Genomic DNA, 24,388 nt, shown 5'->3' with positions numbered 1-24,388 from the left:
ATGAATCCATTGTTGTCACTTTCTTTTGCCAGCTCAGGCTCCGTGGCGGCAGGCGCAGAGCCAGCTGCTCACCATGCCGAGGCCGCAATGGATCAGACTACTGGTGCGCAAGACTTCGGACGCCTGCTCAATCAATCAGGCGAGCAGCAAACGACAGGCAGGCAAAGTTTTGCCGGTTTTAATATATCCGCTAAAGGCAAACGGGCCGCCAGCATGGAAGGACTGCCTGCAGGCCGGCCCCAAGATAAAATTCCCCCGGTTATCTCGCCCGATACTGAGCTAAGTCAGTTGGCAGACGCAGACAATGAGCCCGGCACCCTGCTAGGGATGTTAGATCTGGCAAGCCAGACCCGACTGCAACTTACCGCTGGTCGCGCTGAAAAAGGCAAGGCAGCTGCTGAAGCGGCTACCGATCCGGGTACGACGTCTGGTGCAGATAGCACAACACTGCCAGACGGGAAAAAAGTGGCGAAGGGCGAGTGGTTTATTCTGCCGGTATATCCGGAGCTGGCTAACGCCGACGCTGTCGACCATGATGCTCCCAATGCAATGCTTAAGGAAGTACCCGCTGCCAAAACTGCCGCTGGCAACCTGAATCAATCCAGCGCAGAGCAAGCCGCAGCGACAGCGTTGGCTGCGGCGGGCAAAAATGCTGCTGCCGGGGATGGTAGCGACGGCACTACAGACGATAAGTTAAACCCCAATCAGCACAATAACCAGGGCGGCAAGGTACTTGCTCAGCAAGCGTTAGCAAATCAGGCATCAGATGCAGATACTGCTGTTGCCCAACATAACATTATTGCCGGTGAAGCCGATGTCACGGCCGACCGGCAATCGAATGCTGATGAGTCCGGATCTGCTGGTTTGTCCGATAAGTTTTCGGCTACATCGTCTGGCCAGTCCAACGACGAAAAAATAGTCGCTGCCTCCCCAGCAGCATCAGTGTCCTCTGCAAAAGATGGACAGAGTACAGTGTCAGCTGAAATTGAAGCGGAGCTGGCGGCCCGGCAACTCGCCATCGACGACCGTGTTGCAACTGACCCTGAATTGACTGCTGAACTTCAAGCCACAGCCCAGGCTGGGTCTGCAGCGGTGAAAAGTGCTGCGGCAAACCCGTCGGCAGAGCCCGAGCGAAGTGGCGTAGAGGCACCTGAACTTCAAAAGGCTACCGCTAGCTCAAAGCCCACAGCAGCGACCATTTTTGACAACGCAGATAAAACTACCGTAGTTACGGCTGATGCTAAGCCAGGAAGTGTCCTGGCCAGTGCCGCGGCGGTCGCGGAATCATTGCTGGCAAAACAAGCACAGGGTGGGGCGGCAGACAGCGCTACTCAAACTAAACAGACACAAGGCGCAGATACTGACACTGGTGGCCAGCAAACGAAAGCCGACCTTGGCGCAGCAGTCAGTGGTGTCAGAGCTGACTCATCGTTAAGTGGCTTTGGTACTATTGCCAGTTCAGCAGGGCAGAGTCAGAGCGAGGCCATTTTAGCCAGACTGGATGCAGCGACGGTAACCGGCAGCCAGCAAACTGCAGAGCGGGCCAAAGCGCAAAGCGTCAATAAGTCGGTTACGGAGCAACTCAAGCAGGTCAATTTACTGGCGCAGAACGCGGCAGGTCAGTTAAAAGAGCGGATCAACCTGATGGTACGGCAGAATATTCATGTTGCTGAAATCAGGCTAGACCCGGCAGACTTAGGCCAGATGCAAATTCGGGTTAATTTGCAACAAGAGCAAGCATCAGTACAGTTTATCGTGCAGCAACAGCATGCCAAAGAGTTGTTAGAGCAGCAGATGCCCAGATTGCGGGAAATGCTGCAGCAGCAAGGTATTCAGTTGGGTGAAGGGCATGTTCAGCAGCAACGCCAGGGCGACAGCCAGACCAGTGGCCGGCGCGATGGTCATACAGCAAGCGGCCAGAGCGGCAATGAGCAGCTGAGTGACGAACAGGCGACAGTTGTGCAGTTAGACGTTAAGCTTAGTGAGCGGATTGTCGACTACTATGCTTAGTAACACGTTAAATCACAATTGCATTGCAAAGCAGAAGCGGCCAGCGATAAACAATTTACAATAGTGGCAGCCGGTGAGCATAATAGCCTGAAATTATAAAAGATACGGAGTTCAGATGGCAGCGGATGGCGATTTAAAGCTGGGTGAGGGCAAAGGTGGCCTGAAAAAGATCATACTGCTGGGCAGTGCAGTTTTGCTGGTATTACTGCTGGCCGCTGGCGCTTACTTTTATTTTCTGGGCAGCGAAAGTGCTGAACAAGCCGCTAATGCAGAAACATCAGAGAGTCAGGCCAGTGGCGAGAATCGGCCAGCAGGCCCTGAGGGAAACGCGTTATACGTTGCGTTGCCAAGACCTTTTATTTTTAATGTTCCCGGTTCGGCGCGGGATAGACTGGTGCAGATAAAAGTGCAGTTGTTAGTGCGGGGAAGCAATAACGAGACGTTAGCACTTCGCCATATTCCGTTGATTGAAGCCAGTTTGTTAGCGGCGTTCAGTAGTGCCAACGCCGATGAGCTTGTTACAACGACGGGCAAAGATGCCCTGAAAAACAAAGCCCTCAGTGATTTACAGCAAGCCTTGCTGGAAGTCGCAGGCTCAGTGGTGGTGGAAGAGGTGCTTTTCACCAGTTTTGTTATGCAATAAGAGTGAGCTAACGTGACCGATTTATTGTCGCAAGATGAAATTGATGCGCTGTTACACGGTGTCGATGACGTCGAAGAAGAAGAAATAGACGACGGCGGTGATGGCCGCGGCCGGTCTACCATGGAATACGATTTCTCGTCGCAGGATCGTATAGTCCGTGGTCGTATGCCTACTCTGGAGATGGTTAACGAGCGTTTTGCCCGTCATATGCGGATCAGCTTGTTTAATATGATGCGTCGCACTGCCGAGGTCTCTATTAACGGCGTGCAGATGATTAAATTTGGTGAGTATGTTCATACCCTGTTTGTACCGACCAGTCTTAATATGGTGCGGTTCCGGCCTTTAAAAGGTACCGGTTTAATTACCATGGAAGCACGGTTGGTGTTTATTCTGGTCGATAACTTCTTTGGTGGAGATGGCCGCTACCATGCGAAAATCGAAGGCCGGGAATTTACCCCAACCGAGCGGCGGATCATTCAGATGCTGCTGAAGCTGATTTTTGAAGATTACAAAGAAGCCTGGGCGCCGGTGATGGATGTGTCCTTTGAGTATCTTGACTCGGAAGTGAACCCGGCAATGGCCAATATTGTCAGCCCGACTGAAGTGGTGGTAATCAGCTCATTTCATATCGAACTGGATGGCGGCGGCGGCGATTTTCATGTCGCGTTACCCTACTCGATGCTCGAGCCCATCCGGGAGTTGCTGGATGCCGGGGTACAAAGTGATAAAGAGGATACCGATTTACGCTGGAGTAAGGCGCTGCGTGACGAAATTATGGACGTTAAAGTCGACTTATCTACCAAGATGCTCGATGTAGACTTAACCCTGCGGGAAGTAATGGAGCTGAAAGCTGGCGATATTATTCCGGTGGAAATTCCAGAGCATATCACGGTGTTAATAGAAGATTTACCGACTTACCGGGCGAAACTGGGCCGGTCACGTGAGAACGTAGCCCTGAAAATTATTGAGAAAATCAGACGGCCGGAATCAGTTAAATCTGAGCTTCACGTCTTTACCAAAGGTGGCCGGCGCCTGGATAGCGATGCAGATATTTCAGAATTAGAAGCCGATCTGAATTTAACAGAGCGGGACAGAGGGTAACATTATGGCAGACGATAAAGATACGATGGACGAATGGGCGGCAGCCATGGCGGAAGCCGAGGGAGAGGACGGTGGTGCCAAAGCCGTTGATCTGGAAGAGCTGAAAGATGAAAAATCTAATATTACCGTTGATGAACAGCGCAAATTAGACACGATTCTGGATATTCCGGTAACGATTTCGATGGAAGTGGGCCGGGCAAAAATCAGTATCCGTAATTTATTACAGTTAAATCAGGGCTCGGTGGTTGAGCTGGAACGGGTAGCCGGTGAACCGCTGGATGTATTAGTCAACGGTACCCTGATTGCCCATGGCGAAGTGGTGGTGGTGAATGATAAATTTGGTATCCGGCTGACCGATGTGATCAGTCAGATTGAACGGATTAAAAAGTTACGCTAATGCAGTTACTGATAAAAACCGGGTTAAATGTGCTGTTATGGTTAGCGCTGGCAACGGCAGCTGGCGTAGCGGCACCGTCGGCAGCAGCTGGCCCACAGCAGCAAGCGTCAGGCCAGCAAGCAGAGCCCGAGCCCTCAGCGGAGCAAGAGCCTCCAGCTGGGAAAGAGCCCTCAACGGGACAAGCGCCTTCAGCGGAACAAGAGTCTTCAGCCGGACAAGAGTCTTCAGCCGAACAAAAGCCCTCAGCTGAACAAGAGCCCTCAGCCGGAAATGAGCCCTCAGCCGAACCACGGCAGGGGGTGCCGTTTCAACGACAGGACCCTCCGGCAGCACGCAGCCCGAACAGTGGTATTAGTCTGACCAAAATCGCCATTTCTCTGGCGGCGGTGCTGCTACTGGTCGTTGCGCTTGGCTGGTTATTCAAAAAATTGACATTACGCTTGCCGGGCAGCCAGCATGTTAAAGTTATTTGCTCGGTGCCGCTTGGGCAGCGAGAAAGGCTATTAGTTATTGAAATACAAGGAAAACAGCGGGTGCTAGGTGTCACGCCACAAAGCATCAATATGCTGTTTGAGTTAGAAAATTCCCTTCCCGAGACAAAGTTGGCATCAGACTTTCATACACAGTTGCAATCATTCCTGAAAAAGTAAGTTTTTATGTTGCGATTGCTGTGTGTGTTGTTGCTGTTACTCAGCCCTGCGGTGCTGGCCGATAACAGTATGTTGTCGGCTGTAACCGTTACCACTAATGATGATGGCTCACAGCAATACAGCGTAACGCTGCAAGTGCTGGCGCTGATGACCATGCTGAGCTTTATTCCGGCAATGGTGATTATGATGACCAGCTTTACCCGGATTATTGTAGTGCTGGCCATTTTGCGCCAGGCGATCGGCCTGCAGCAGACGCCATCCAACCAGGTACTTATCGGTATCACTCTGTTTCTGACGTTTTTCATTATGGCGCCGGTATTTAAAACCGTTAATGAGCAGGCCATTCAGCCCTATCTGGATGAGTCAATTACCCCGGTGCAGGCGCTGGATGCGGCAATTGTGCCGGTAAAAGCCTTTATGCTGCATCAAACCCGGGTCAGAGACTTAGATACCTTCGCCCAGATTGCTGGTATTGAAGTGTTAGAGCAACCACAGGATTATCCGCTGACGGTGGTTATTCCGGCATTTATCACCAGTGAATTAAAAACAGCCTTTCAGATTGGCTTTATGCTGTTTATTCCGTTTCTAATTATCGATTTAGTGGTGGCCAGCGTGCTGATGGCGATGGGTATGATGATGTTGTCGCCAATGATTATCTCCCTGCCATTTAAACTGATGATGTTTGTGCTGGTCGACGGCTGGATCCTGGTGATGGGTACCCTGGCCACCAGTTATGGAGTAGGCACATGAGTCCAGAGGTCTTTGTCGATGTGCTGCGCGATGCGCTGTTTATCGTGATTTTGCTGGTTAGCGCTATTATTCTGCCATCACTGTTTGTCGGTTTAATTGTCGCGGTATTTCAGGCCGCCACTTCTATTAACGAACAAACCTTAAGCTTTCTGCCCAGGTTAATTGTCACCTTGCTGGCCCTGATATTTGGTGGCCACTGGTTTGTGCGGGTGATCATGGATTACACCCAGGATTTATTCCTAAGTATCCCAACCGTGGTGAGTTGATGGAGTTTCCGCTGGATATATTAATGCAGGGCATAGCAGATTTTCTGCTGCCGCTGTGTCGGGTTACCGGCATGCTGATGATTATGGCAGGCCTGGGCGCGCGTAATATTCCAATGCGGATTAAAACCGGCCTGGTGGTGATGATTACCCTGGCAGCAATGCCAATGTTACCACCGGTAACACCGCCCGACTTATTATCGGCGGCAATGTTTGTTGAAGTGTTTTTTCAGATCATGATTGGCTTTGCACTGGGTTTTATTTCGCAAATGTTTATTACTACCTTTGTGTTGGCAGGCCAGTTACTGGCCACCCAGACCGGCTTGGCGTTTGCGTCCATGGCTGACCCGTCCAGTGGCGTCAGTGTGCCGGCCATCGGCCAGTTTTATCTGATTTTAGCCACCTTGCTATTTTTTGTATTTAATGGCCATTTAATTATGATCCAGATGCTGGTGTTCAGCTTCGACACCTTGCCTATTAACGGCTCCTGGTGGGACGTAACCAGTTACTGGACCATTGTTGAATTTGGCGGCTGGATGTTTGCCACCGCGCTGGCGATTGCCCTGGCCCCCATCGTTGCCATGCTGGTGGTGAATTTATCGTTCGGCATAATGACCCGGGCGGCACCGCAGTTAAATATATTTTCGATAGGTTTCCCTATCACTATGTTGTCCGGTTTACTGATTTTATGGCTAACCCTGGACACCTTTTTATTCCACTACGACAAGCAATGGCAGCACGCAATAGACTACAGCTGCCGGCTTATTGGCTGTTAACGGAGGCTGACCATGGCAGAAGATTCCGGCGCAGAAAAAACCGAACAGCCCACGCCCAAGAAGCTGCAAGACGCAGCAGAAAAGGGCCAGATAGCCCGCTCAAAAGACCTTGGCACGGCTTTTGTGTTAATCGCCAGCGCGGCCTCAATGCTGATGTTTGGCAAAATGCTGGCCGTCGGGGTGCTCAATGTCGGCCAGCGCATGATGCATCTCGATCAGAAAGATATGTTTGAAACCAACTCGATGTTTACTGCCTGGAGTGAGGTCGGCGAGGAGCTGTTGCCACCGCTGGCCGCTATTTTTGGTTTTATTCTGGTGGCTTCTTTTGTAGGTAACTGTTTATTAGGCGGTTTTAATTTCAGCTGGCAGGCGGCAGGGCCGAAATTGAGCAAAATGAGCCCGCTCAAAGGCTTTAAACGAATGTTTGGCTTGCAAGCTTTAGTGGAGCTTGGCAAGGCCATCTTAAAAGTGGCGGTGGTGGTTACTGTTGCGTATCTGCTGCTGAAATTTTTCTTTATGGACATTATGGCGCTGTCGCTAATGAGCGAGCCGAATAATATCGAGTCGGCGCTGTATGTACTGGCCTGGCTGTTTCTGGGGCTGTGCAGCAGTGTCTCCATTATTGCGATGGTGGATGCCCCTTATCAGAAATGGAACCACATCAAGCAGCTTAAAATGAGCCTGCAGGAAATTAAAGACGAGCATAAAAACTCGGAAGGTAGCCCGGAAATTAAAGCCCGCATTCGCCGCACCCAGATGCAAATGTCGATGAAGCGGATGATGCAGGAAGTCCCAACGGCCGATGTTATCGTCACCAACCCGACCCATTTTGCGGTGGCATTAAAATATGACCAGGGTAAATTCCGGGCGCCGGTGGTCGTGGCTAAAGGCGTGGATGAAGTCGCCATGCATATCCGCAAAATCGGCAACGAGCATAAAGTACCGGTGATTGAATCGCCGGCGCTGGCCCGGTCAATCTTTTACACCACTGAGCTAGATCACCCCATCCCCGAGCAGCTGTTCGCAGCGGTAGCTCAGGTACTGGCTTATGTGTACCAGCTGAAAATGTACAAAAAAGGTAAAGGCAGCCGGCCAAAAACGCTGGCCAGGGAACTACCAATCCCGGCCGATTACCGCCATTAAGTGCCACCAGACACCGCTAACACAGCAAAAAAAGGGTCAGAGTGAATAATTTATTCACTCTGACCCTTTTTTTGCTGGCAGTTATGGAATGGTTTTTGCTGTTACTGGGCTAGCCACGCATTATGCGCCAATAATTTGTTAGGTACGCCATGCAGTTTGTTCAGTATTTCAACAACTTTGATAAATCAAAATTGTCTTTTATGAAAGGGCTTGGCACGCCGATGCTTATTCTGGCAGCACTGGCGATGGTAGTGTTACCGTTACCACCCATTCTGCTCGATACCTTGTTTTCATTTAATATTGCGCTGTCGCTGGTCGTGTTGCTGGTGACCATTTATACCCTGCGACCACTTGATTTCGGTATTTTCCCCAGCGTACTGCTGGTGGCGACTATCATGCGGCTGGCCTTGAATGTTGCCAGTACCCGGGTGGTGCTGCTGGAAGGCCATAATGGCGGTGATGCGGCCGGTAAAGTGATTGAAGCCTTCGGCTCGGTGGTTATCGGCGGTAACTATGCTGTCGGTATCGTGGTGTTTTTAATTCTGATCATCATTAACTTTGTGGTAGTGACCAAAGGTGCGGGGCGAATTGCTGAAGTGTCGGCCCGCTTTACCCTGGATGCGATGCCCGGTAAACAAATGGCAATAGATGCCGACTTAAACTCTGGCCTGATTACCCAGGATGAAGCCCGGACCCGGCGTGAGGAAGTAACCAACGAAGCGGATTTCTACGGTTCAATGGACGGTGCCAGTAAGTTTGTCAAAGGTGATGCGATTGCCGGTATTGTTATCCTGGTCATTAACTTAATCGGTGGTCTGTTTATCGGCATGCTGCAGCATGATTTAAGCTTCGGCGATGCCATGGAAATTTATACCCTGCTGACCATCGGTGATGGTCTGGTTGCCCAGATCCCATCGTTGTTGCTGTCAATCGGCACCGCTATTATCGTTACCCGGCAGAATAAATCGGGTGATTTAGGCGAGCAAATGACCGCACAGCTTAGCGACAACACCCATGTGTTGTTTATTGCGGCTGCGGTACTGACCTTAATGGGTATTGTACCTGGCATGCCACATTTTGCCTTTTTAAGCCTGGCCGCGCTAATTGGCGGTACCGCCTGGTTTATCCGCAAAAAAGCAGTGCGGGTGCAGGCAGCACTGGTGACAAAAAATACTGCCCCGGCAAATGATAACCAGGTGCAACCGGTGAAGGAGATTGGCTGGGATGATGTCCAGGGCGTCGATACCATAGGTCTGGAAGTGGGCTATCGTTTAATACCGCTGGTTGACAAAGCGCAGGGCGGTGAGCTGCTGAACCGGATTAAAGGGGTGCGCAAAAAACTGTCCCAGGAGCTGGGCTTTCTGGTGCCACCAGTGCATATTCGGGACAACCTCGATTTAGAGCCAAACAGCTATCGGGTGGCGTTAATGGGGGTGACCAGCGGTGAGGGCGAACTACGCCATGATAACGAACTGGCGATTAACCCGGGGCAGGTATTCGGTCAGGTGAAAGGGGTGCCTACTAAAGATCCGGCCTTTGGTCTGGAAGCGGTCTGGATATCCAAAGATCAGCGTGAGCACGCCCAAACACTGGGTTACACCGTAGTTGACGCCGCAACAGTAGTGGCTACTCATCTGAGCCAGATTTTAACCAATAATGCCGCCAATTTACTGGGCCATGAAGAAGTTCAGAACCTGCTGGATATGCTGGCCAAGCATTCACCGAAGCTGGTGGAAGGCCTGGTACCGGATGTGTTGCAACTGACTACCGTCGTCAAAGTGCTACAAAACCTGCTGCAGGAAGGGGTGCCAATTCGTGATATGCGCACCATAGTGCAGACACTGGTGGAATATGGCAGTAAAAGTCAGGATGTTGACGTGCTTACTGCGGCCTGCCGGATCTCACTGCGCCGGTTAATTGTGCAGGAAGTGGTGGGCAGTAAACCAGAAATTCCGGTAATTACCTTCGCCCCGGAGCTTGAGCAAATGTTACATCAGTCCATGCAGGCCGCCGGCAACGATGGCGCCGGTATCGAACCCGGGCTGGCCGATCGGATCCAGCAATCATTGCAGGAAGCGCATCAGAACCAGGAATTAAATGGCGACAGTGCCGTGATGCTAACGTCAGGAATTTTACGCTCAGTCATGGCACGATTCGTGAAGTATACCATTCCAGGTCTGCGGGTATTGTCATATCAGGAAATTCCCGATGATAAACAAATTCGAATTGTCAGCGTTATTGGTCAGCAAAACTAGGAGTAACTCATGAAAATTAAACGCTTTGTCGCTAAAGATATGCGTACCGCCTTGACGGAAGTCAAAGAGTTCCTTGGACCAGATGCGATAATATTATCAAATAAAAAAGTAGCGGAAGGCGTTGAGATTGTCGCCGCAATTGATCCGGAGAGCCAGAGTGCTAAACCTGCTGCAACCCCAGCTACCACAGCGCCGCACACGCCAAGGAGCGAGCCCCGGTTCAGTGCCCGGATTGATGATAGCGAGCCCATGCCAGCGGCCAGAAATACGCCGGGTGAGCAGACAGAAGCCCCGGCCGATTCATTGCGTGAATTGCTGGCCCGGCAAATGATTAAACAGCAGGGCCGCGAGCCAACTGCGCAAAGCAGCAAGCGCCCGCCTGCTGCAGCGCAGCAGGCAGCAAATCCAGCCGCGGTGTTTGAGCGTCAAAGTTCTGGCACCAATTCAGCTGCGGCGGCCAGCCAGTGGCAGGAACTGAGCAAACAACAGCAACAACAAAGTCAGGCCATGGCCACCCAGTTTGAAGCCATGCGCAATGAAATGTTGTCGATGCGTCAGTTACTGCAACATCAGGTGTCGGGCTTAATGTGGCAGGATCTGGCCCGGCGGGAGCCGGTGCGGGCATTGGTAATTGAGCATTTACAGCAACTGGGCTTATCAGAGCAGGTTGCCGATCAGCTGGCGTGTTTTATGCCGGAAGATATTGGCGCCAGCGAAGCCTGGGATACAGCGATGGAACTACTGAGCGGGCAGCTGAACACCACCAACGATGATATTTTACGCCGTGGTGGTATTGTCGCCTTAGTCGGCCCTACCGGAGTAGGTAAAACAACTACCGTGGCCAAGCTGGCAGCGGGCTTTGCCAAGCGTCATGGTGCTGACCAGGTGGCGTTAATTACCACAGATTCATACCGGATAGGTGCGTTTGAACAACTGGCCACTTATGGTCGGATCATTGGCTGCCCGGTTAAGCAGGCGAAAGACAGTGACGAGCTAGCGATGTTGTTAAATCAGCTGGCGCAGCGCAAACTTATCCTTATTGATACGGCCGGCATGAGCCAGCGTGACGTACGTCTGGCGGAAAAACTTGCCAGTTTAGTGCATAATTCACGTGTCAAAATAAAAAGTTATCTGGTATTGTCTGCGACAGCGCAGGCCAGAGTAATGCAGGAGACGGTCGCGCAGTTCAAACGGATTTCTCTGGCGGGTTGTATTTTTACTAAACTTGATGAATGCTTAAGTTTGGGGGAAGTAATCAACGTGGCCATTCAAAATGCATTGCCGGTTAGTTATCTGACCAATGGCCAGCGGGTGCCGGAAGATATTGTGGTAGCCGATGCCGCCGATTTAGTGCAACGTGCTGAAATATTGCGGCTGACTCATAGCAGTACGGAACATCAGTGGTATCAGGATGATATGTCCCGAACGGAAACAGCCTATGCATAGTCACGAATTAATTGACGATCAAGCCAGTGGCCTGAGAAGAATGAATAAGCAGATGGTAAAAGTAATTTCAATAACCGGTGGCAAGGGCGGCGTGGGTAAAACTAACGTCAGTCTGAACCTGGCAATGGCAATGGCTCAGCTGGGCAAAAAAGTGCTGGTGCTGGATGCCGACCTTGGTCTGGCAAATTGCGATGTGATGCTGGGTTTGCGGGTAGAAAAAAATCTGTCACATGTGTTGTCCGGCGAGTGTGAGCTGGACGATGTTATTATCGATGGCCCTTTTGGCATCAAAATTGTGCCCGCTACGTCAGGCTCACAAAATATGACCGAGTTATCGCCGGTCGAACATGCGGGTTTAATCCGGGCTTTCAGTGAATTAAAAACACCGGTTGATGTTCTACTGGTTGATACGGCTGCCGGTATTTCCGATATGGTATTAAGCTTTTCCCGGGCATCTCAGGATGTGGTGGTAGTGGTCTGTGATGAGCCGAGCTCAATTACCGATGCCTACGCGCTGATGAAAATCCTTAGCCGGGATCATGGCGTTGAGAAATTTAAGATTGTCGCCAATATGGTGCGCAATATGAAAGAAGGCCAGGAATTATTTGCCAAATTAAGCCGGGTAACCGACCGTTTTCTGGATGTCAGCCTCGAGCTGGTGGCCACGGTGCCCTACGATGAAAATGTGCGCAAAGCGGCCCGGAAACAAAAAGCCTTTATTGATGTATTTCCGAAAAGTCCGGCCAGTATGGCCGTAAAAAGCCTGGCATTAAAAGCGATAAAATGGCCGGTGCCGGCTAATGCCTCTGGTCATCTGGAGTTTTTTCTTGAACAACTTTTGCAGCCTCACGCTGACCAGGGGGTAGTGTGAACAGTAAACTGGCCGCATATGGTGGTGTTGACCAGATGCAGCAGCTGGTTGAACGTCACGCTCCGTTAGTAAAACGTATCGCTTATCATTTAATGGCCCGCTTGCCGGCCAGTGTGTTGGTGGACGATTTAATTCAGTCCGGCATGATTGGCCTGATTGAAGCAACCAAAAATTTCGACGGTAGCAAAGGTGCCAGTTTTGAAACCTTTGCCGGCATCCGCATTCGTGGAGCAATGCTGGATGAAATGCGCCGTGGTGACTGGACCCCTCGCTCGGTGCACCGCAACGCCCGCTTAATTGCAGACACCATAGCTGAACTTGAAGCTGAGTTCGGGCGCGATATTAAAGACTTTGAAGTTGCTGAAAAACTTGATATATCCCTCGATGAGTACCATCATATGTTAACCGATGTCAGCACAGGCAGAATTATCGGTATTGAAGATCTCGGTGTGTCAGAAGATGTATTGGTAACATCTGACGACAGGGACGGAGATCAGTTATATGAACAACAAGCGAATGAAGCATTTAATAAAGCACTGGTAACAACCATTAGCAGTTTGCCGGAGCGCGAAGCTCTGGTACTCTCACTGTATTACAACGAAGAATTAAATTTAAAAGAAATTGGGGCAGTGCTGGATGTCAGCGAGTCCCGGATAAGTCAGATCCATAGCCAGGCACTTGTGCGCTTAAAAGCCAGAATGCAGGCTTGGGTATAAATTAGAGCAGTTGAGATACCAGGCGTATTATCTCGTCGGAGGGGACTTTGGATAAAAATATGAAAATTCTTGTGGTTGACGACTTTTCAACCATGAGGCGCATTATTAAGAACTTGCTGCGTGACTTAGGCTTTACTAATGTGTCAGAAGCTGATGATGGCAGTACTGCTTTGCCTATGTTGCAGAACGGCGATTTTGATTTTGTGGTTACCGACTGGAATATGCCCGGCATGCAGGGTATCGATTTGCTGCGGGCTATCCGGGCTGATGCCAAGTTAAAGCATATTCCGGTACTGATGGTGACCGCTGAAGCGAAAAAAGAGCAAATTATTGCCGCCGCTCAGGCTGGCGTTAATGGCTATATTGTTAAACCTTTTACTGCCGCCACCCTGCAAGAAAAGCTGGCAAAAGTCTTTGAGCGTTTAGGTTAAGCCGTAACTGACAAGGAGTGACACTATGTCTGACACGACGGCTGCTGATATTACGCTGGAGCAAGCAAAAGAACTGGTGCAGTTACTGGAGATGGGCGAGCAGCAGCTGGCAAATAAGCTGGTGCAATCCATAACGGTCCCCGGTTCTTCTGAGTTATTTGCTGAGGTGGGTAAACTCACCCGGCAACTGCACGATTCGCTGAAAAACTTCCACATTGACCCGTCGTTGAATAATTTGCTGGAAGAAGATATTCCAGACGCGAAAAAACGGCTCAATCACGTTATCGACATGACGGAGCAAGCGGCCAATAAAACCATGGATGCGGTTGAATCCTGTCTGCCGATTGCTGATCAAATCACCCAGCAGCTTAATCAGCTGCAGCCGCAGTGGCAGCGTTTAATGCAACGGCAAATTCAATTGGCCGAATTTAAACAGCTCTGTCATGGTGTTGACGGCTTTATGCAACAGGCCAGTGTCGATTCTGCCACGTTGAACGCGTTACTGACTGACGTTTTAATGGCTCAGGACTATCAGGATTTAACCGGCCAGATTTTACGCCGGGTTATTGAGCTGGTCCGTGAGGTTGAAGATAGCCTGATTGGCCTGCTAACGGCATTTGGGCAAACTAACCCTGATTTACCAGAAATCAAAGCTAAGCCAGCCAAAGCGAAAGCCAAGGCTGCACATGAAGCAGAAGGTCCCATTATTGATGCAGCGGAACGTGATGATGTGGTGTCTGGTCAGGACGATGTTGATGATTTACTGTCCAGTTTGGGATTCTAACAGAGGTGTCTGCGCATGAGCTTTGATATGGATGAAGACATTTTACAAGACTTTCTGGTCGAAGCCGGCGAGATCCTGGAGCTGTTGCAGGAGCAATTGGTTGAACTGGAGAATAATCCAGATGATGCCAATTTACTGAACGCTATTTTTCGTGGCTTTCATACTGTAAAAGGCGGCGCTGGCTTTTTATCATTAACTGAACTGGTTGATGCCTGCCACGGTGCTGAAAACGTATTTGATATTTTGCGTACCGGCAAACGGCGGGTTACCCCGGAATTAATGGATGTTATTTTACAAACGCTGGATGCGATAAATGCGATGTTTGTCGAAGTACAGGCGCGTCAACCGCTAACCCCTGCAAACCCGGCGCTGCTTGATGCGTTACATCACTACAGTGAACCGGAACGTGCAGGTGAAGCGCCGCCGGCCATTGCGGTATCTGCTGAACCAGAACTGCCAGCTGAGCCTGAACCACAGATATCGGCAAGTACTGAAGCAGGTGATATTGACGATATCAGCGAAGCTGAATTTGAAAGAATGCTTGATGAGTTGCATGGTAAAGGGGCACCCGGGCGGGCAGAGCCTACAGCCGCCGTCGCGCCGCAAGCGCCGCTTACTGATGATGACAGTGCCGATATTACCGATGATGAATTTGAAGCTATCCTGGACCAATTGCATGGTAAAGGTTCGTTCGTGCCTGATACCAATAAAACAGCAGGGGCGCCACCAGCGGCAAAACCACCAGCTAAACCCGCTGCCAGTGCTGCCGCAGCCGGGCCATCAAGCGATGATGAAATAAGCGACGATGAGTTTGAAGCATTGCTGGATGAGTTGCACGGTAAAGGTAAAGCCCCGGTAGAAGTGCCTGCGCCGGCAGAGCGTAAAGCCGCGCCTTCAGCTGCTGCGCCCGCAGCGCCAGCCGCAGCAGCTAAACCCGCCACTGCGCCCGCGCCGGCAACCCCGGCACCGGCAGCAGATAAAGCCGCTGCTGCTAACGCTGCGCCAGCGGCTGAAACCACAGTCCGGGTTGATACCAAGCGGCTTGATCAGATAATGAATATGGTGGGCGAGCTGGTACTGGTGCGTAACCGTCTGGTCAGTTTATCCACCAGCACCCAGGACGAAGAGATGACCAAAGCCATTTCTAACCTGGATGTAGTAACGGCAGATATTCAGGGTGCAGTAATGAAAACCCGGATGCAGCCAATTAAGAAAGTCTTTGGTCGCTTCCCCCGGGTTGTCCGTGATTTAGCCCGGTCACTGCAAAAAGACATTAATCTGGTGCTTGAGGGCGAAGATACTGATTTAGATAAGAACCTGGTAGAGGCACTGGCCGACCCATTGGTGCATTTAGTCCGTAACTCGGTTGACCATGGCATTGAAATGCCTGATGTCCGTTTAAAGGCAGGTAAGCCGAAAGTCGGCCTGGTTAAGCTGGCTGCTACCCAGGCTGGCGATCATATTCTGCTGACTATTCAGGATGATGGCGCCGGCATGGACCCGGAAAAATTAAAAGGGATTGCCATTAAGCGTGGCATTCTGGATGTCGACGCTGCCGCTCGGATGTCTGACAACGAAGCGTTTAATCTGATTTTTGCCCCGGGCTTCTCCACCAAAGAACAAATTTCTGACATATCCGGCCGTGGCGTGGGTATGGATGTAGTGAAAACCAAAATTAATCAGCTAAACGGTACTGTGCAAATTAATTCTAAGCTGGGTGAAGGCACCTTGCTGGAGATTAAAGTGCCGCTGACCCTGGCTATTTTGCCAACGCTGATGGTGATGGTGGGGAAACAAACGTTTGCCTTGCCGTTGGCCGGCGTTAATGAAATTTTCCATCTGGACCTGGCAAAAACCAATATTGTTGATGGTCAGTTAACCATCGTCGTGCGCAATAAAGCCATTCCGCTGTTTTACCTCGAGCATTGGTTAGTAAAAGGTTCTAATAAGCAACTGCGCCGGGAACAGGGCCACGTGGTTATCGTGCAAATCGGTACCCAGCAGGTTGGTTTTGTGGTCGATTCATTAATTGGCCAGGAAGAAGTCGTGATTAAACCGCTGGACGCCTTATTGCAGGGCACCCCAGGTATGGCGGGTGCGACTATCACCTCTGATGGGGGTATTGCTTTAATTTTGGATGTACCAAATTTACTGAAACATTATGCCAAAAAATCCAAGATTAAATTTGATCGGTTTAATAAGCTAAACGCTTAAGAGAGTGCTGCATGACGATCAGGGTACTGATTGTAGATGATTCCAGTTTTTTTCGCCGTCGCCTGACGGAAATTCTGAATTCAGATCCGCAGCTGGAGGTGATCGATACCGCCAGCGATGGTCGTGAAGCAGTCACTAAAGCGCTGGCTTTAAAGCCCGATGTCATCACCATGGATATCGAAATGCCGGTGCTGGACGGTATTAGTGCGGTACGGGAAATTCTGCAAAGCCAGCGCATCCCCATTCTGATGTTTTCGTCATTAACTCATGAAGGCGCTAAAGCAACTTTTGATGCACTGGATGCCGGTGCTGTCGATTTTTTACCGAAGAAATTCGAAGACATAGCCCGGGATAAAGAAGAAGCCGGTAATGTGCTGCGGGACCGGGTCAAAGCAGTGGCCCGCAAAAGGCCCTTAGGGCGCACAACGTTCAGTAGCTCACAACAGAGTAGTTTACACGGTAGCACTGCTAACACTACTGCACCCGGCCGGCCTGCTTTGTCAGGTAGCAGTAGTGGCCTGACCCGCGGTGCGCTGGGCCGGCCCCAGCTGAGTGAACGGCTGGGTGGCAATGTTGCACGCACTGCTAACTTTAAAGCCAGCGGCCATAGCTATAAATTAGTTGCTATCGGTACCTCCACCGGTGGCCCGGTTGCCCTGCAACGGATCCTGACTAACCTGCCAGCTGACTTTCCGCTACCAATAATTTTAATTCAGCATATGCCTGCCGCCTTTACCGGTGCTTTTGCCCAGCGGTTGAATACCCTGGCAAAAATTGAAATTAAAGAAGCCGCCGATAATGATATTTTACGCCCGGGCGTGGCCTATCTGGCACCGGGCGGTAAACAAATGCTGGTAGATGGGAGCGACAGCCAGGCCAGGCTGAGAATTAAAGAAGACGATTCAGCACGTATTACGTTTAAACCCAGTGTTGATGTCACCTTTGCTACCGCTGCCAGGGTTTTTCAGGACAAAGTACTTGCCGTAGTGTTAACTGGTATGGGAGCAGATGGCCGGGAAGGGGCCAGAATGCTTAAACAGGCGGGCTCGCGGGTTTGGGCTCAGGACGAGGCAAGTTGCGTGGTATATGGCATGCCTCAGGCAATTGCAGCGGCAGGACTGATGGACCTCGAGGTCAGTTTAAATGAGGTGGCCAGCCGGCTGATAACGGAAGTGAAACATGGATAAACTGGCAATCAGTGGTTTTTTACTGGCGGTACTGGCCGTAGCCGGGGGTTTTATGCTGGAGGGCGGTGCCCTCAGTACCCTGCTGCATTTACCGGCGTTTATTATCGTGGTGGGGGGCACTGTGGGGGCCGTGATGTTACAAACTCCGTTGCCTCAGTTCCGGCTGGGCCTGAGTATGTTGCCCTGGGTATTAAGGCCACAAAGTTTACCCATGCAAAACGCGGTAGAGCGAATTGTTAACTGGGGCACTTCAGCCAGAACCAATGGTTTTCTGTCGCTGGAGTCTGCAGCATTGGAGGAAAGCGACCCGTTTTTACATCGCGGCTTAAATTTACTGGTAGACGGCGTTGAGGCGAAAGTATTGCAAGACACGCTTGATGCTGAACTCACCCTGGAGCGAGAACGCTTGTTACGTGGCGCCCGCATTTTTGAAGCCATGGGGGGATATAGCCCGACTATCGGTATTGTCGGCGCGGTACTGGGGTTAATTCAGGCAATGGCTAATATTTCAGAGCCAAAATTACTCGGCATGGGGGTGGCTACTGCCTTTGTGGCAACGATATACGGCGTTGGCTTTGCCAATTTGGTATTTATTCCGGTAGGCAATAAACTTAAAAGCCTGGTGTATCAGCATACTTTGTATCACGAACTGATCGTCGAGGGGTTGGTATCGATAGCTCAGGGTGAAAATCCGCGCAATATCGAGCGCAAGCTCGCTGCATACCGGCTGAGTTAATTACTATGTACCGGCACAAGCAGCAACATCAGCACGATGAACCCGAGCAACTCGACCGCTGGTTAGTGTCGTATGCTGATTATATGACGCTGATGTTTGCCCTGTTTGTGGTGTTGTACGCCATGTCAGTGGTAAAAGATGAAGAATTCAGTGCCCTGGCTGATACCCTGACTAATGTATTCGAACGACCAGCCCAAAAGGGCAGTGGCGTTAGTGGCAGCGGGGTATTACCACAACAAGCACCGCAAAGTGATTTCAACCGCTACGGCAGCTCACTGGAGCCAGCGCAAGGGCCCGAGCTGGTGGCCGATGCCAGTAAGTTGTCAGACGTGCGCCGACAACATCTTGGCAGCCCGTTAGTATCGCTGGAACAAGAGCTTACCCAAGCACTGGCGAATTTAATTGAGCAAGGCGTGGTCGATATTCAGCAGGACGAAGACTGGCTGATTATTGAACTGAGCAGTGGCTTGCTATTTGCCAGTGGCAGTGCAACGGCAACGAGTTCTGCCAGAACCCTACTCAATGAAATTACCCGGATAATTAACCCGATAAATAACTTTATCCGGATCCGGGGGTATACCGATAACCAGCCGATAAATAACGAGTTATTTTCGTCAAACTGGGAGTTGTCGGTAGCCAGGGCAACATCGGTATTGCGGATGCTGGAAGCGCTGGACACCCCTTCTCATCGCATGGCGATAGAGGGGTATGGTCAATATTACGCCGAAAGTAGTAATGAAACGGCCCAGGGCCGGGCAGAAAACCGTAAAGTTGTTATTGCGCTGTCACGTTATGGTTATATGCCGGATGAGCTGGAGCAGCAGCAACAAAGCGAGGACTTACAACAACAATTACAGCAGGTTACTCAGGAAGATGGCAGTATCAGAGTAATCGCTTTGCCAGGTGGTGGGGTTAGAATCACCACCCGTCAGGACAATCCGGATGCACTGCCCGAACAACAGGAACCCTGAATGTGGTAATTTGGACAATAGCAAATCAGAAAGGTGGTGTGGGTAAAACCACCACGACTGTTACCTTAGGTGGACTGCTGGCTGAGCGCGGCAAAAGGGTATTGCTGGTTGACACCGATCCGCATGCTTCACTCACTTACTATTTCGGTATCGACGCTGAAGAGCTGGAAAACAGTGTTTACGATATTTTTATTCGCGGTAAAGACATTACCCGGGAAGAAATTTTGCAGTCGTTGTGTCCCAGCGGGGTCAGTAATCTGGATATTCTGCCGTCATCGATGGCGCTGGCGACCCTGGATCGGTCATTAGGTAACAAGGGCGGTATGGGGCTTATTTTAAAAAAAGCCCTGCAAAAAGTGCAAACTGAGTATGACTATGTGTTGCTTGACTGCCCACCGGTAATGGGCGTATTGATGGTCAATGCCATAGCCGCCTGTAACCGGATACTAATACCGGTGCAAACCGAGTTTCTGGCTCTCAAAGGCTTAGAACGAATGATTGCCACCATGGCACTGATGCGCAGCTCGCAGCAAAAAGATTATGCCTTTACTATAATTCCCACTATGTATGACAAACGAACCCGGGCCTCGCTGGAAGCGTATAAAGAGTTAAAGGCGAAGTATCAGGATAAAGTATGGTCTGCGGTGGTACCGGTAGATACCAAGTTTCGTGATGCCAGTGTGGCGCAAACGCCACCTAACGTCTATGCGCCAGCCTCACGTGGGGTGTTTGCCTACAACACCCTGCTGACTTACTTATTGCAGCTGGCGCCGGAGGCATAATGAGCAGTTTAATTGCCAGTCAGAAAGTGATGCAGCACTACTTGTCAGCCTTATTAACTGACGATGGGGCGACCGAAACCAGTCTGGTTGAAGATGCTAAAACCCGCGAGCTGAACCGGTTGCTTGCCCAAGCCAGCCCGGTCGCTAAGGTAGCAGCGCCGGACAAGGGCAAGACTGCTATTAGTGCTGCCGTACCGGTTAAACTGCAGCTGAAAACAGATATTCACTCCGAAGTGCCAGCTGCCCCTGCGGTACAGAGCCGGGATGTCCCTATTGCCCAGCGCCTGGGCGCAACCAGCGTAACTGAACCAACCGTTATCGCCAAAAAAACAGAAACCCGGGCTTATCGGCAGGGCCGCTTTCAGGCATTATTTTTTAGTGTCGCCGGTTTAAAACTGGCCGTGCCGCTGACTGAGCTGGGCGGCATCCATCAGTTGGGCGAGATAAACAGTTTGTTTGGTAAGCCGGCCTGGTTTAAAGGCGTTATGCTATACCGGCAGCAGAAAATCAGTGTGGTGGACAGCGCCCGCTGGGTGATGCCGGAAAAATATGATCAACAACTGCAGCAAAAGCTAAACTATCAGTATGTTATTATGCTTGGCACCAGTAATTGGGGGCTAACCTGTGAAACGTTAATTAATACCTTTAGTCTGGAACAGGACGAGGTAAAATGGCGGGAAACGGATGGCAAAAGACCCTGGATGGCAGGATTAATTAAAAAGCATATGTGTGCTTTAGTTGATGTTGACGCTATGATTAACCTACTTAATCGCGGTCAGGACATTAATGCCTGAGCAGGCAGTGAATTTTACAGGAGCGGTATATGAGCAATAATCAGGCAAAGGCAGCCGGCAAAAAAGAAAATGCCGATCTGGTTTTACAGTGGGTGACCTTCCGTTTGCAGGAAGAAACGTATGGCATCAACGTTATGCAGGTTCAGGAAGTGTTGCGCTATACCGAAATTGCTCCGGTGCCCGGTGCGCCTGGCTATGTTATGGGGATCATCAACCTGCGTGGCAACGTTGTCACCGTTATCGATACGCGGGCCCGGTTCGGCCTGGCACCGGGCGATGTGACTGATAACAGCCGGATTGTCATTATTGAAGCGGAACGTCAGGTAATCGGCATTCTGGTCGACAGTGTCGCTGAGGTGGTGTATCTGAAGCAGTCTGAAGTGGATACCGCACCAAATGTTGGTACTGATGAAAGTGCCCGTTTTATCCAGGGCGTATCAAATCGCGAAGGCGAACTATTGATACTGGTTGACTTAAACAAACTGCTCAACGATGAAGAGTGGGAAGAAATTAATAGCCTGTGAGCGGAGTACTGCCGATGAACCCATGGCTGCTGGGCCAGGCAATTGTTATTGCAATTTTACTGGTGCTGCTATTCTGGTTATTACTGAAACAACGTAGCAGCGGTAGGGAGCAGCTGGCGATACTACAACGACAGCTGGAGCAAACTAATCAGCAACTTAGCAGTGCGCAAAGCGAAACGGAAGAATTACGGGCCGGTATTATCGGGGTAGGCCAACGGGTATTAACGCTTGATCAGCGGGTACTGACGCTGGAAAACGAATTGCAACAGCTGCAAGGCGCCTGTGCCGAGTTGGCCGAGCAACAGCAGGCGTTATCGCTGACCGATCCTGAAAGTAAAATTTATACCCGGGCAATGAAAATGGTCCAGTTGGGCGCCGATTTAGAAGAAATTATGCGTGAATGTGAACTGCCCCGGGCCGAAGCCGAACTGCTGTTCAACCTGCACCAAGCCAAATCCTAGTCTTCCAGAAAAAAGGGTCAGAGTGAATAAACAATTCACTCTGACCCTTTTTAACTAATTTTTTATTCACTCCGACCCATTTTATTAGGTTTTTAAGTCAATTCTCTGGTGGATATTTTGCCATTGCTCAGGGAATTTCCCCTGTAGTACATAAGAAAAGGCAATTAGCTCCGCAATCACAATGTACAGTTCTTTCGGGATGTTATCACCTAGCTGTAATTGACTTAGCAGCCGGTTCAGCTCATCGTCCTGGTGAATAAGAACACCGTGCTCTCTGGCCAGGGCAATAATGTCTTCGGCCAGTTCACCATGCCCCTTGGCGACAATGGTCGGTGCAGATTTACCATCATATTTTAAAGCCGTGGCACTTTTTTGCTTCGCGCTGTCTGTCGGGGTGGGGTTTATTGAATCGTTTTTACTCATACTCTCACCGTCAGCAGGCTATTGTGGCGTGGGATCAGGCTGTCAGGTATTTTGCCAAGTTGACAGTCAGCCTGGCTAACGGTTAACCCTTGCGCGGCGATGCGGTCTTTAAGCAACGGCAGAAACTTCTGAGCCAGCCGTAACGCCTCATTATGATCGGTATAAAATTGCAGTTGTAAGTCCTGCTCCTGTAATTTGGCCACCGCCAGCAGGTTGCCATATTGCTGTAAATCAAATTTCATAGTCAGTTGCCATTGTTTCTGACTTTTACCACCACTTTTACCATCAGCTTCGCGTTGCTCTATCATCAGTTGCGGCATAATGGTCTGCCCCTGTTGCTGCAGTGGCAGCTGCAACAACCATTGTTGTAGCTGGCTTTGCGCGTCAACAGTCGCTAACTGGCTTTGCTGAAGTGGGCTGCTTAAGCTTGCCAGTTGGCGCAGTGCAGTAGCGGCCTGGCCGCTATCCAGCTGCGCTACCAGCTGGCTTAACCGGTTTGCCGGGGTGTTATTGGCAGGCGTAAGCTGCTTCTGGCTTAAATGTCCCAGCAGTAATTGAATCGCCAGCGCCAGGGTACCGCCCGTCGTCTGCGGGTTCGGTTGGCTTTGCAGGGGTTGAAACTGCAGCAGAGCGCTAAGTTGAGCAGCGATAGCAGGTGGTGCCAGTGGTTTGCTGATTTCTGGCAGGCTTTGCTGGATTTGGTTGAATAACTGCTGCAACGGCGCGGGCAGGTTTGGCATGCTATTGGGCTGCATTAACGGCTGAGATAATAAGGGTACAAGGTTACGCCAGGCCTGTGTTTTAACATCCGGGGCCAGCTGCATCAACTGTTTGTTAACATTGCCGGTTGCCGGCACGTTTTTAGTTGTAGCGGGCGCTGTTTCTGCTTTTACCGGCGGGGCCTGCCAGTTGACCGGTCTGTCAACCTGCTGCTGACTAACGGTTAGTTGTTGGCTGTGGCCGGCAGGTTGGATTATCAGTTGCCACTGGCCATGCTTTGTTGCCGGCGGTTGTAATTGCAGCAGCAGCGGTACCATTGGGTTACCGCCTGCTGGCGGGACGGTTGTCGTATTGCCGGCTGCGTTTTTGCTATTAAAATTTGCGAGCGTTGCAGCAAGTTGTGGCGAAACACTAATGCTTAGCTGACCCAGGCTGATTTTAGCGGCGTCTGCTGACACAGTGTGTTTGATGGGCGCTAACTGGCTGATCAGAGCCTGTAGTAATTGTTGCTGCGTCGCCGGTGTTAGCGGCAGAGCCCGTGCTTCAGCAGCCGTCGGTTGCAATACCGGTTGTAATGAAAGCTGTGCCGGTGCCGTGGTCTGGCTGAAGGTTATATTGAGAAGCACTGGCTGACGACTGCTATTTTGCCCCGGCGTGGAGCCGTGCTGGGAAGAGGCAGCTTGTTGCTGGCCGCTCTGAATAAGCTTGCTAAAAGCAGCAACGTCCTTGGGCGATAAGGTCAGCAACAGCGGGTTAGCTGTTGCAGAACCACTCAGGGTTAACTGGCCTGTTTTCAGATCCAGTTGCAGTGGTACCGTCAGGTTATTGGCTGCGGCCTGGCTATTTACAGCACTATTAATCGCCTGGTTAGCCACAGCAGTGAGCTGACCCTGCTGTGACAGCTGAGGTAGCTGCTGGTTCAGCCACTGGCTGATAACCGGCTGCAGTTGAGCCGGGCTGAGGTTGATGCTGCTGGCAGGCGCCGGCATGGTCTGCAGGGTCAGACTCAGCTGGTTATTTGCTGCCGGGGTTAATTTAACCTGCAACTGCGGGCCGAATTGCTGACTAAGCTGGCGGCTTAGTTGGGCCGGCAGGCTGATAACCAGCGGGCCTTGCGGGGTTTGCAGTTGTAGCTGGCTGCTGCCAGATAACATCTGCAAACGGGCCGTGTACAGCTCACCAACTAACAGTTTTAGCTCAGCGCCTTTAGCCCCGGTTTGCTGAGTAGTGCCTGGCAGCGGGTGTTGCAGTAATTTGTCCAGATTGATCTGGTTCATATTTCCCCTGATTAATCACCGCACCCGGCGTGGATCTGATTCGTATTCCGGTCACGGTATGCT

Annotated in this window: 25 protein-coding genes; 23 read left to right on the top strand and 2 right to left on the bottom strand. The window is 50.9% G+C overall.

The window, feature by feature from the left end; translation table 11 throughout:
- The 23 genes from KG631_RS12580 (at position 1) to KG631_RS12470 (ending at position 21,905) form a co-directional block, all read left to right on the top strand.
- Complete coding sequence (locus KG631_RS12580) at positions 1–2,010, top strand: flagellar hook-length control protein FliK (RefSeq protein ID WP_214000053.1); 2,010 nt, start codon at positions 1–3, stop codon at positions 2,008–2,010.
- Positions 2,011–2,125: 115 nt separating this feature from the next.
- On the top strand, positions 2,126–2,653 hold the full coding sequence (gene fliL, locus KG631_RS12575) for a flagellar basal body-associated protein FliL (protein WP_214000052.1): 528 nt from the start codon (positions 2,126–2,128) through the stop codon (positions 2,651–2,653).
- Positions 2,654–2,665: 12 nt separating this feature from the next.
- A complete protein-coding gene (fliM, locus tag KG631_RS12570; RefSeq protein WP_097112250.1) occupies positions 2,666–3,754 on the top strand; it encodes a flagellar motor switch protein FliM in 1,089 nt (362 codons plus the stop codon).
- Between the two features lie 4 nt (positions 3,755–3,758).
- On the top strand, positions 3,759–4,151 hold the full coding sequence (gene fliN / locus KG631_RS12565) for a flagellar motor switch protein FliN (protein ID WP_214000051.1): 393 nt from the start codon (positions 3,759–3,761) through the stop codon (positions 4,149–4,151).
- On the top strand, positions 4,151–4,801 hold the full coding sequence (fliO, locus tag KG631_RS12560) for a flagellar biosynthetic protein FliO (protein WP_214000050.1): 651 nt from the start codon (positions 4,151–4,153) through the stop codon (positions 4,799–4,801). The genes fliN and fliO overlap by 1 nt, the downstream gene beginning before the upstream one ends.
- A 6-nt stretch (positions 4,802–4,807) precedes the next feature.
- On the top strand, positions 4,808–5,551 hold the full coding sequence (fliP, locus tag KG631_RS12555) for a flagellar type III secretion system pore protein FliP (RefSeq protein ID WP_214000049.1): 744 nt from the start codon (positions 4,808–4,810) through the stop codon (positions 5,549–5,551).
- Positions 5,548–5,817 (top strand): flagellar biosynthesis protein FliQ, encoded by a 270-nt coding sequence (gene fliQ / locus KG631_RS12550; protein WP_214000048.1) that lies wholly within the window; start codon positions 5,548–5,550, stop codon positions 5,815–5,817. The genes fliP and fliQ overlap by 4 nt, the downstream gene beginning before the upstream one ends.
- The gene (gene fliR, locus KG631_RS12545; protein WP_214000047.1) at positions 5,817–6,590 is read left to right on the top strand and encodes a flagellar biosynthetic protein FliR; all 774 of its coding nucleotides are present in this window, start codon (positions 5,817–5,819) and stop codon (positions 6,588–6,590) included. The genes fliQ and fliR overlap by 1 nt, the downstream gene beginning before the upstream one ends.
- Before the next feature lie 12 nt (positions 6,591–6,602).
- A complete protein-coding gene (gene flhB, locus KG631_RS12540; RefSeq protein WP_214000046.1) occupies positions 6,603–7,733 on the top strand; it encodes a flagellar biosynthesis protein FlhB in 1,131 nt (376 codons plus the stop codon).
- 149 nt (positions 7,734–7,882) lie between these two features.
- Positions 7,883–9,988, top strand: a complete 2,106-nt coding sequence (flhA, locus tag KG631_RS12535) for a flagellar biosynthesis protein FlhA (protein ID WP_214000045.1) — start codon at positions 7,883–7,885, stop codon at positions 9,986–9,988.
- Between the two features lie 9 nt (positions 9,989–9,997).
- The gene (gene flhF, locus KG631_RS12530; RefSeq protein ID WP_214000044.1) at positions 9,998–11,434 is read left to right on the top strand and encodes a flagellar biosynthesis protein FlhF; all 1,437 of its coding nucleotides are present in this window, start codon (positions 9,998–10,000) and stop codon (positions 11,432–11,434) included.
- Positions 11,435–11,474: 40 nt separating this feature from the next.
- Entirely contained in the window at positions 11,475–12,305 is an 831-nt protein-coding gene (locus KG631_RS12525) for a MinD/ParA family protein (RefSeq protein ID WP_214000384.1), read from the top strand.
- Between the two features lie 35 nt (positions 12,306–12,340).
- Positions 12,341–13,021 (top strand): RNA polymerase sigma factor FliA, encoded by a 681-nt coding sequence (locus KG631_RS12520; protein ID WP_301003839.1) that lies wholly within the window; start codon positions 12,341–12,343, stop codon positions 13,019–13,021.
- Between the two features lie 47 nt (positions 13,022–13,068).
- Complete coding sequence (cheY, locus tag KG631_RS12515) at positions 13,069–13,452, top strand: chemotaxis response regulator CheY (protein WP_026349410.1); 384 nt, start codon at positions 13,069–13,071, stop codon at positions 13,450–13,452.
- Between the two features lie 25 nt (positions 13,453–13,477).
- Complete coding sequence (locus KG631_RS12510) at positions 13,478–14,236, top strand: protein phosphatase CheZ (RefSeq protein WP_214000042.1); 759 nt, start codon at positions 13,478–13,480, stop codon at positions 14,234–14,236.
- Between the two features lie 15 nt (positions 14,237–14,251).
- Entirely contained in the window at positions 14,252–16,450 is a 2,199-nt protein-coding gene (locus KG631_RS12505; RefSeq protein WP_214000041.1) for a chemotaxis protein CheA, read from the top strand.
- 11 nt (positions 16,451–16,461) lie between these two features.
- Complete coding sequence (locus KG631_RS12500) at positions 16,462–17,637, top strand: chemotaxis response regulator protein-glutamate methylesterase (RefSeq protein WP_214000040.1); 1,176 nt, start codon at positions 16,462–16,464, stop codon at positions 17,635–17,637.
- Positions 17,630–18,373 carry a flagellar motor protein gene (locus KG631_RS12495; protein ID WP_214000039.1) on the top strand — a complete coding sequence of 248 codons (744 nt, stop codon included), beginning with the start codon at positions 17,630–17,632 and terminating at the stop codon, positions 18,371–18,373. The genes KG631_RS12500 and KG631_RS12495 overlap by 8 nt, the downstream gene beginning before the upstream one ends.
- Before the next feature lie 5 nt (positions 18,374–18,378).
- The gene (locus KG631_RS12490) at positions 18,379–19,344 is read left to right on the top strand and encodes a flagellar motor protein MotB (protein ID WP_214000038.1); all 966 of its coding nucleotides are present in this window, start codon (positions 18,379–18,381) and stop codon (positions 19,342–19,344) included.
- A gap of 2 nt (positions 19,345–19,346) precedes the next feature.
- Positions 19,347–20,126 carry an AAA family ATPase gene (locus KG631_RS12485; RefSeq protein ID WP_214000037.1) on the top strand — a complete coding sequence of 260 codons (780 nt, stop codon included), beginning with the start codon at positions 19,347–19,349 and terminating at the stop codon, positions 20,124–20,126.
- Positions 20,126–20,920, top strand: a complete 795-nt coding sequence (locus KG631_RS12480) for a chemotaxis protein CheW (RefSeq protein WP_214000036.1) — start codon at positions 20,126–20,128, stop codon at positions 20,918–20,920. The genes KG631_RS12485 and KG631_RS12480 overlap by 1 nt, the downstream gene beginning before the upstream one ends.
- Before the next feature lie 29 nt (positions 20,921–20,949).
- Positions 20,950–21,444: a chemotaxis protein CheW gene (locus tag KG631_RS12475; protein WP_019676457.1), complete on the top strand. Its 495-nt coding sequence runs from the start codon at positions 20,950–20,952 to the stop codon at positions 21,442–21,444.
- A gap of 14 nt (positions 21,445–21,458) precedes the next feature.
- Positions 21,459–21,905, top strand: coding sequence for a DUF2802 domain-containing protein (locus tag KG631_RS12470; RefSeq protein WP_214000035.1), 447 nt, complete (start codon positions 21,459–21,461; stop codon positions 21,903–21,905).
- An 84-nt stretch (positions 21,906–21,989) separates the two neighbouring features.
- Here the strand turns inward: KG631_RS12470 and KG631_RS12465 are convergent, their stop codons facing one another.
- Positions 21,990–22,328 carry an EscU/YscU/HrcU family type III secretion system export apparatus switch protein gene (locus KG631_RS12465; RefSeq protein ID WP_214000034.1) on the bottom strand — a complete coding sequence of 113 codons (339 nt, stop codon included), beginning with the start codon at positions 22,326–22,328 and terminating at the stop codon, positions 21,990–21,992.
- Positions 22,325–24,325, bottom strand: coding sequence for a flagellar hook-length control protein FliK (locus KG631_RS12460; protein WP_214000033.1), 2,001 nt, complete (start codon positions 24,323–24,325; stop codon positions 22,325–22,327). The genes KG631_RS12465 and KG631_RS12460 overlap by 4 nt, the downstream gene beginning before the upstream one ends.
- Between the last annotated feature and the right edge of the window lie 63 nt (positions 24,326–24,388).

This window comes from Arsukibacterium sp. (assembly GCF_018402695.1).
Lineage (GTDB): Bacteria > Pseudomonadota > Gammaproteobacteria > Enterobacterales > Alteromonadaceae > Alishewanella.
Note: the sequence above shows the minus strand (reverse complement) of the source record. Positions and strands in the feature narration are given on the sequence as shown.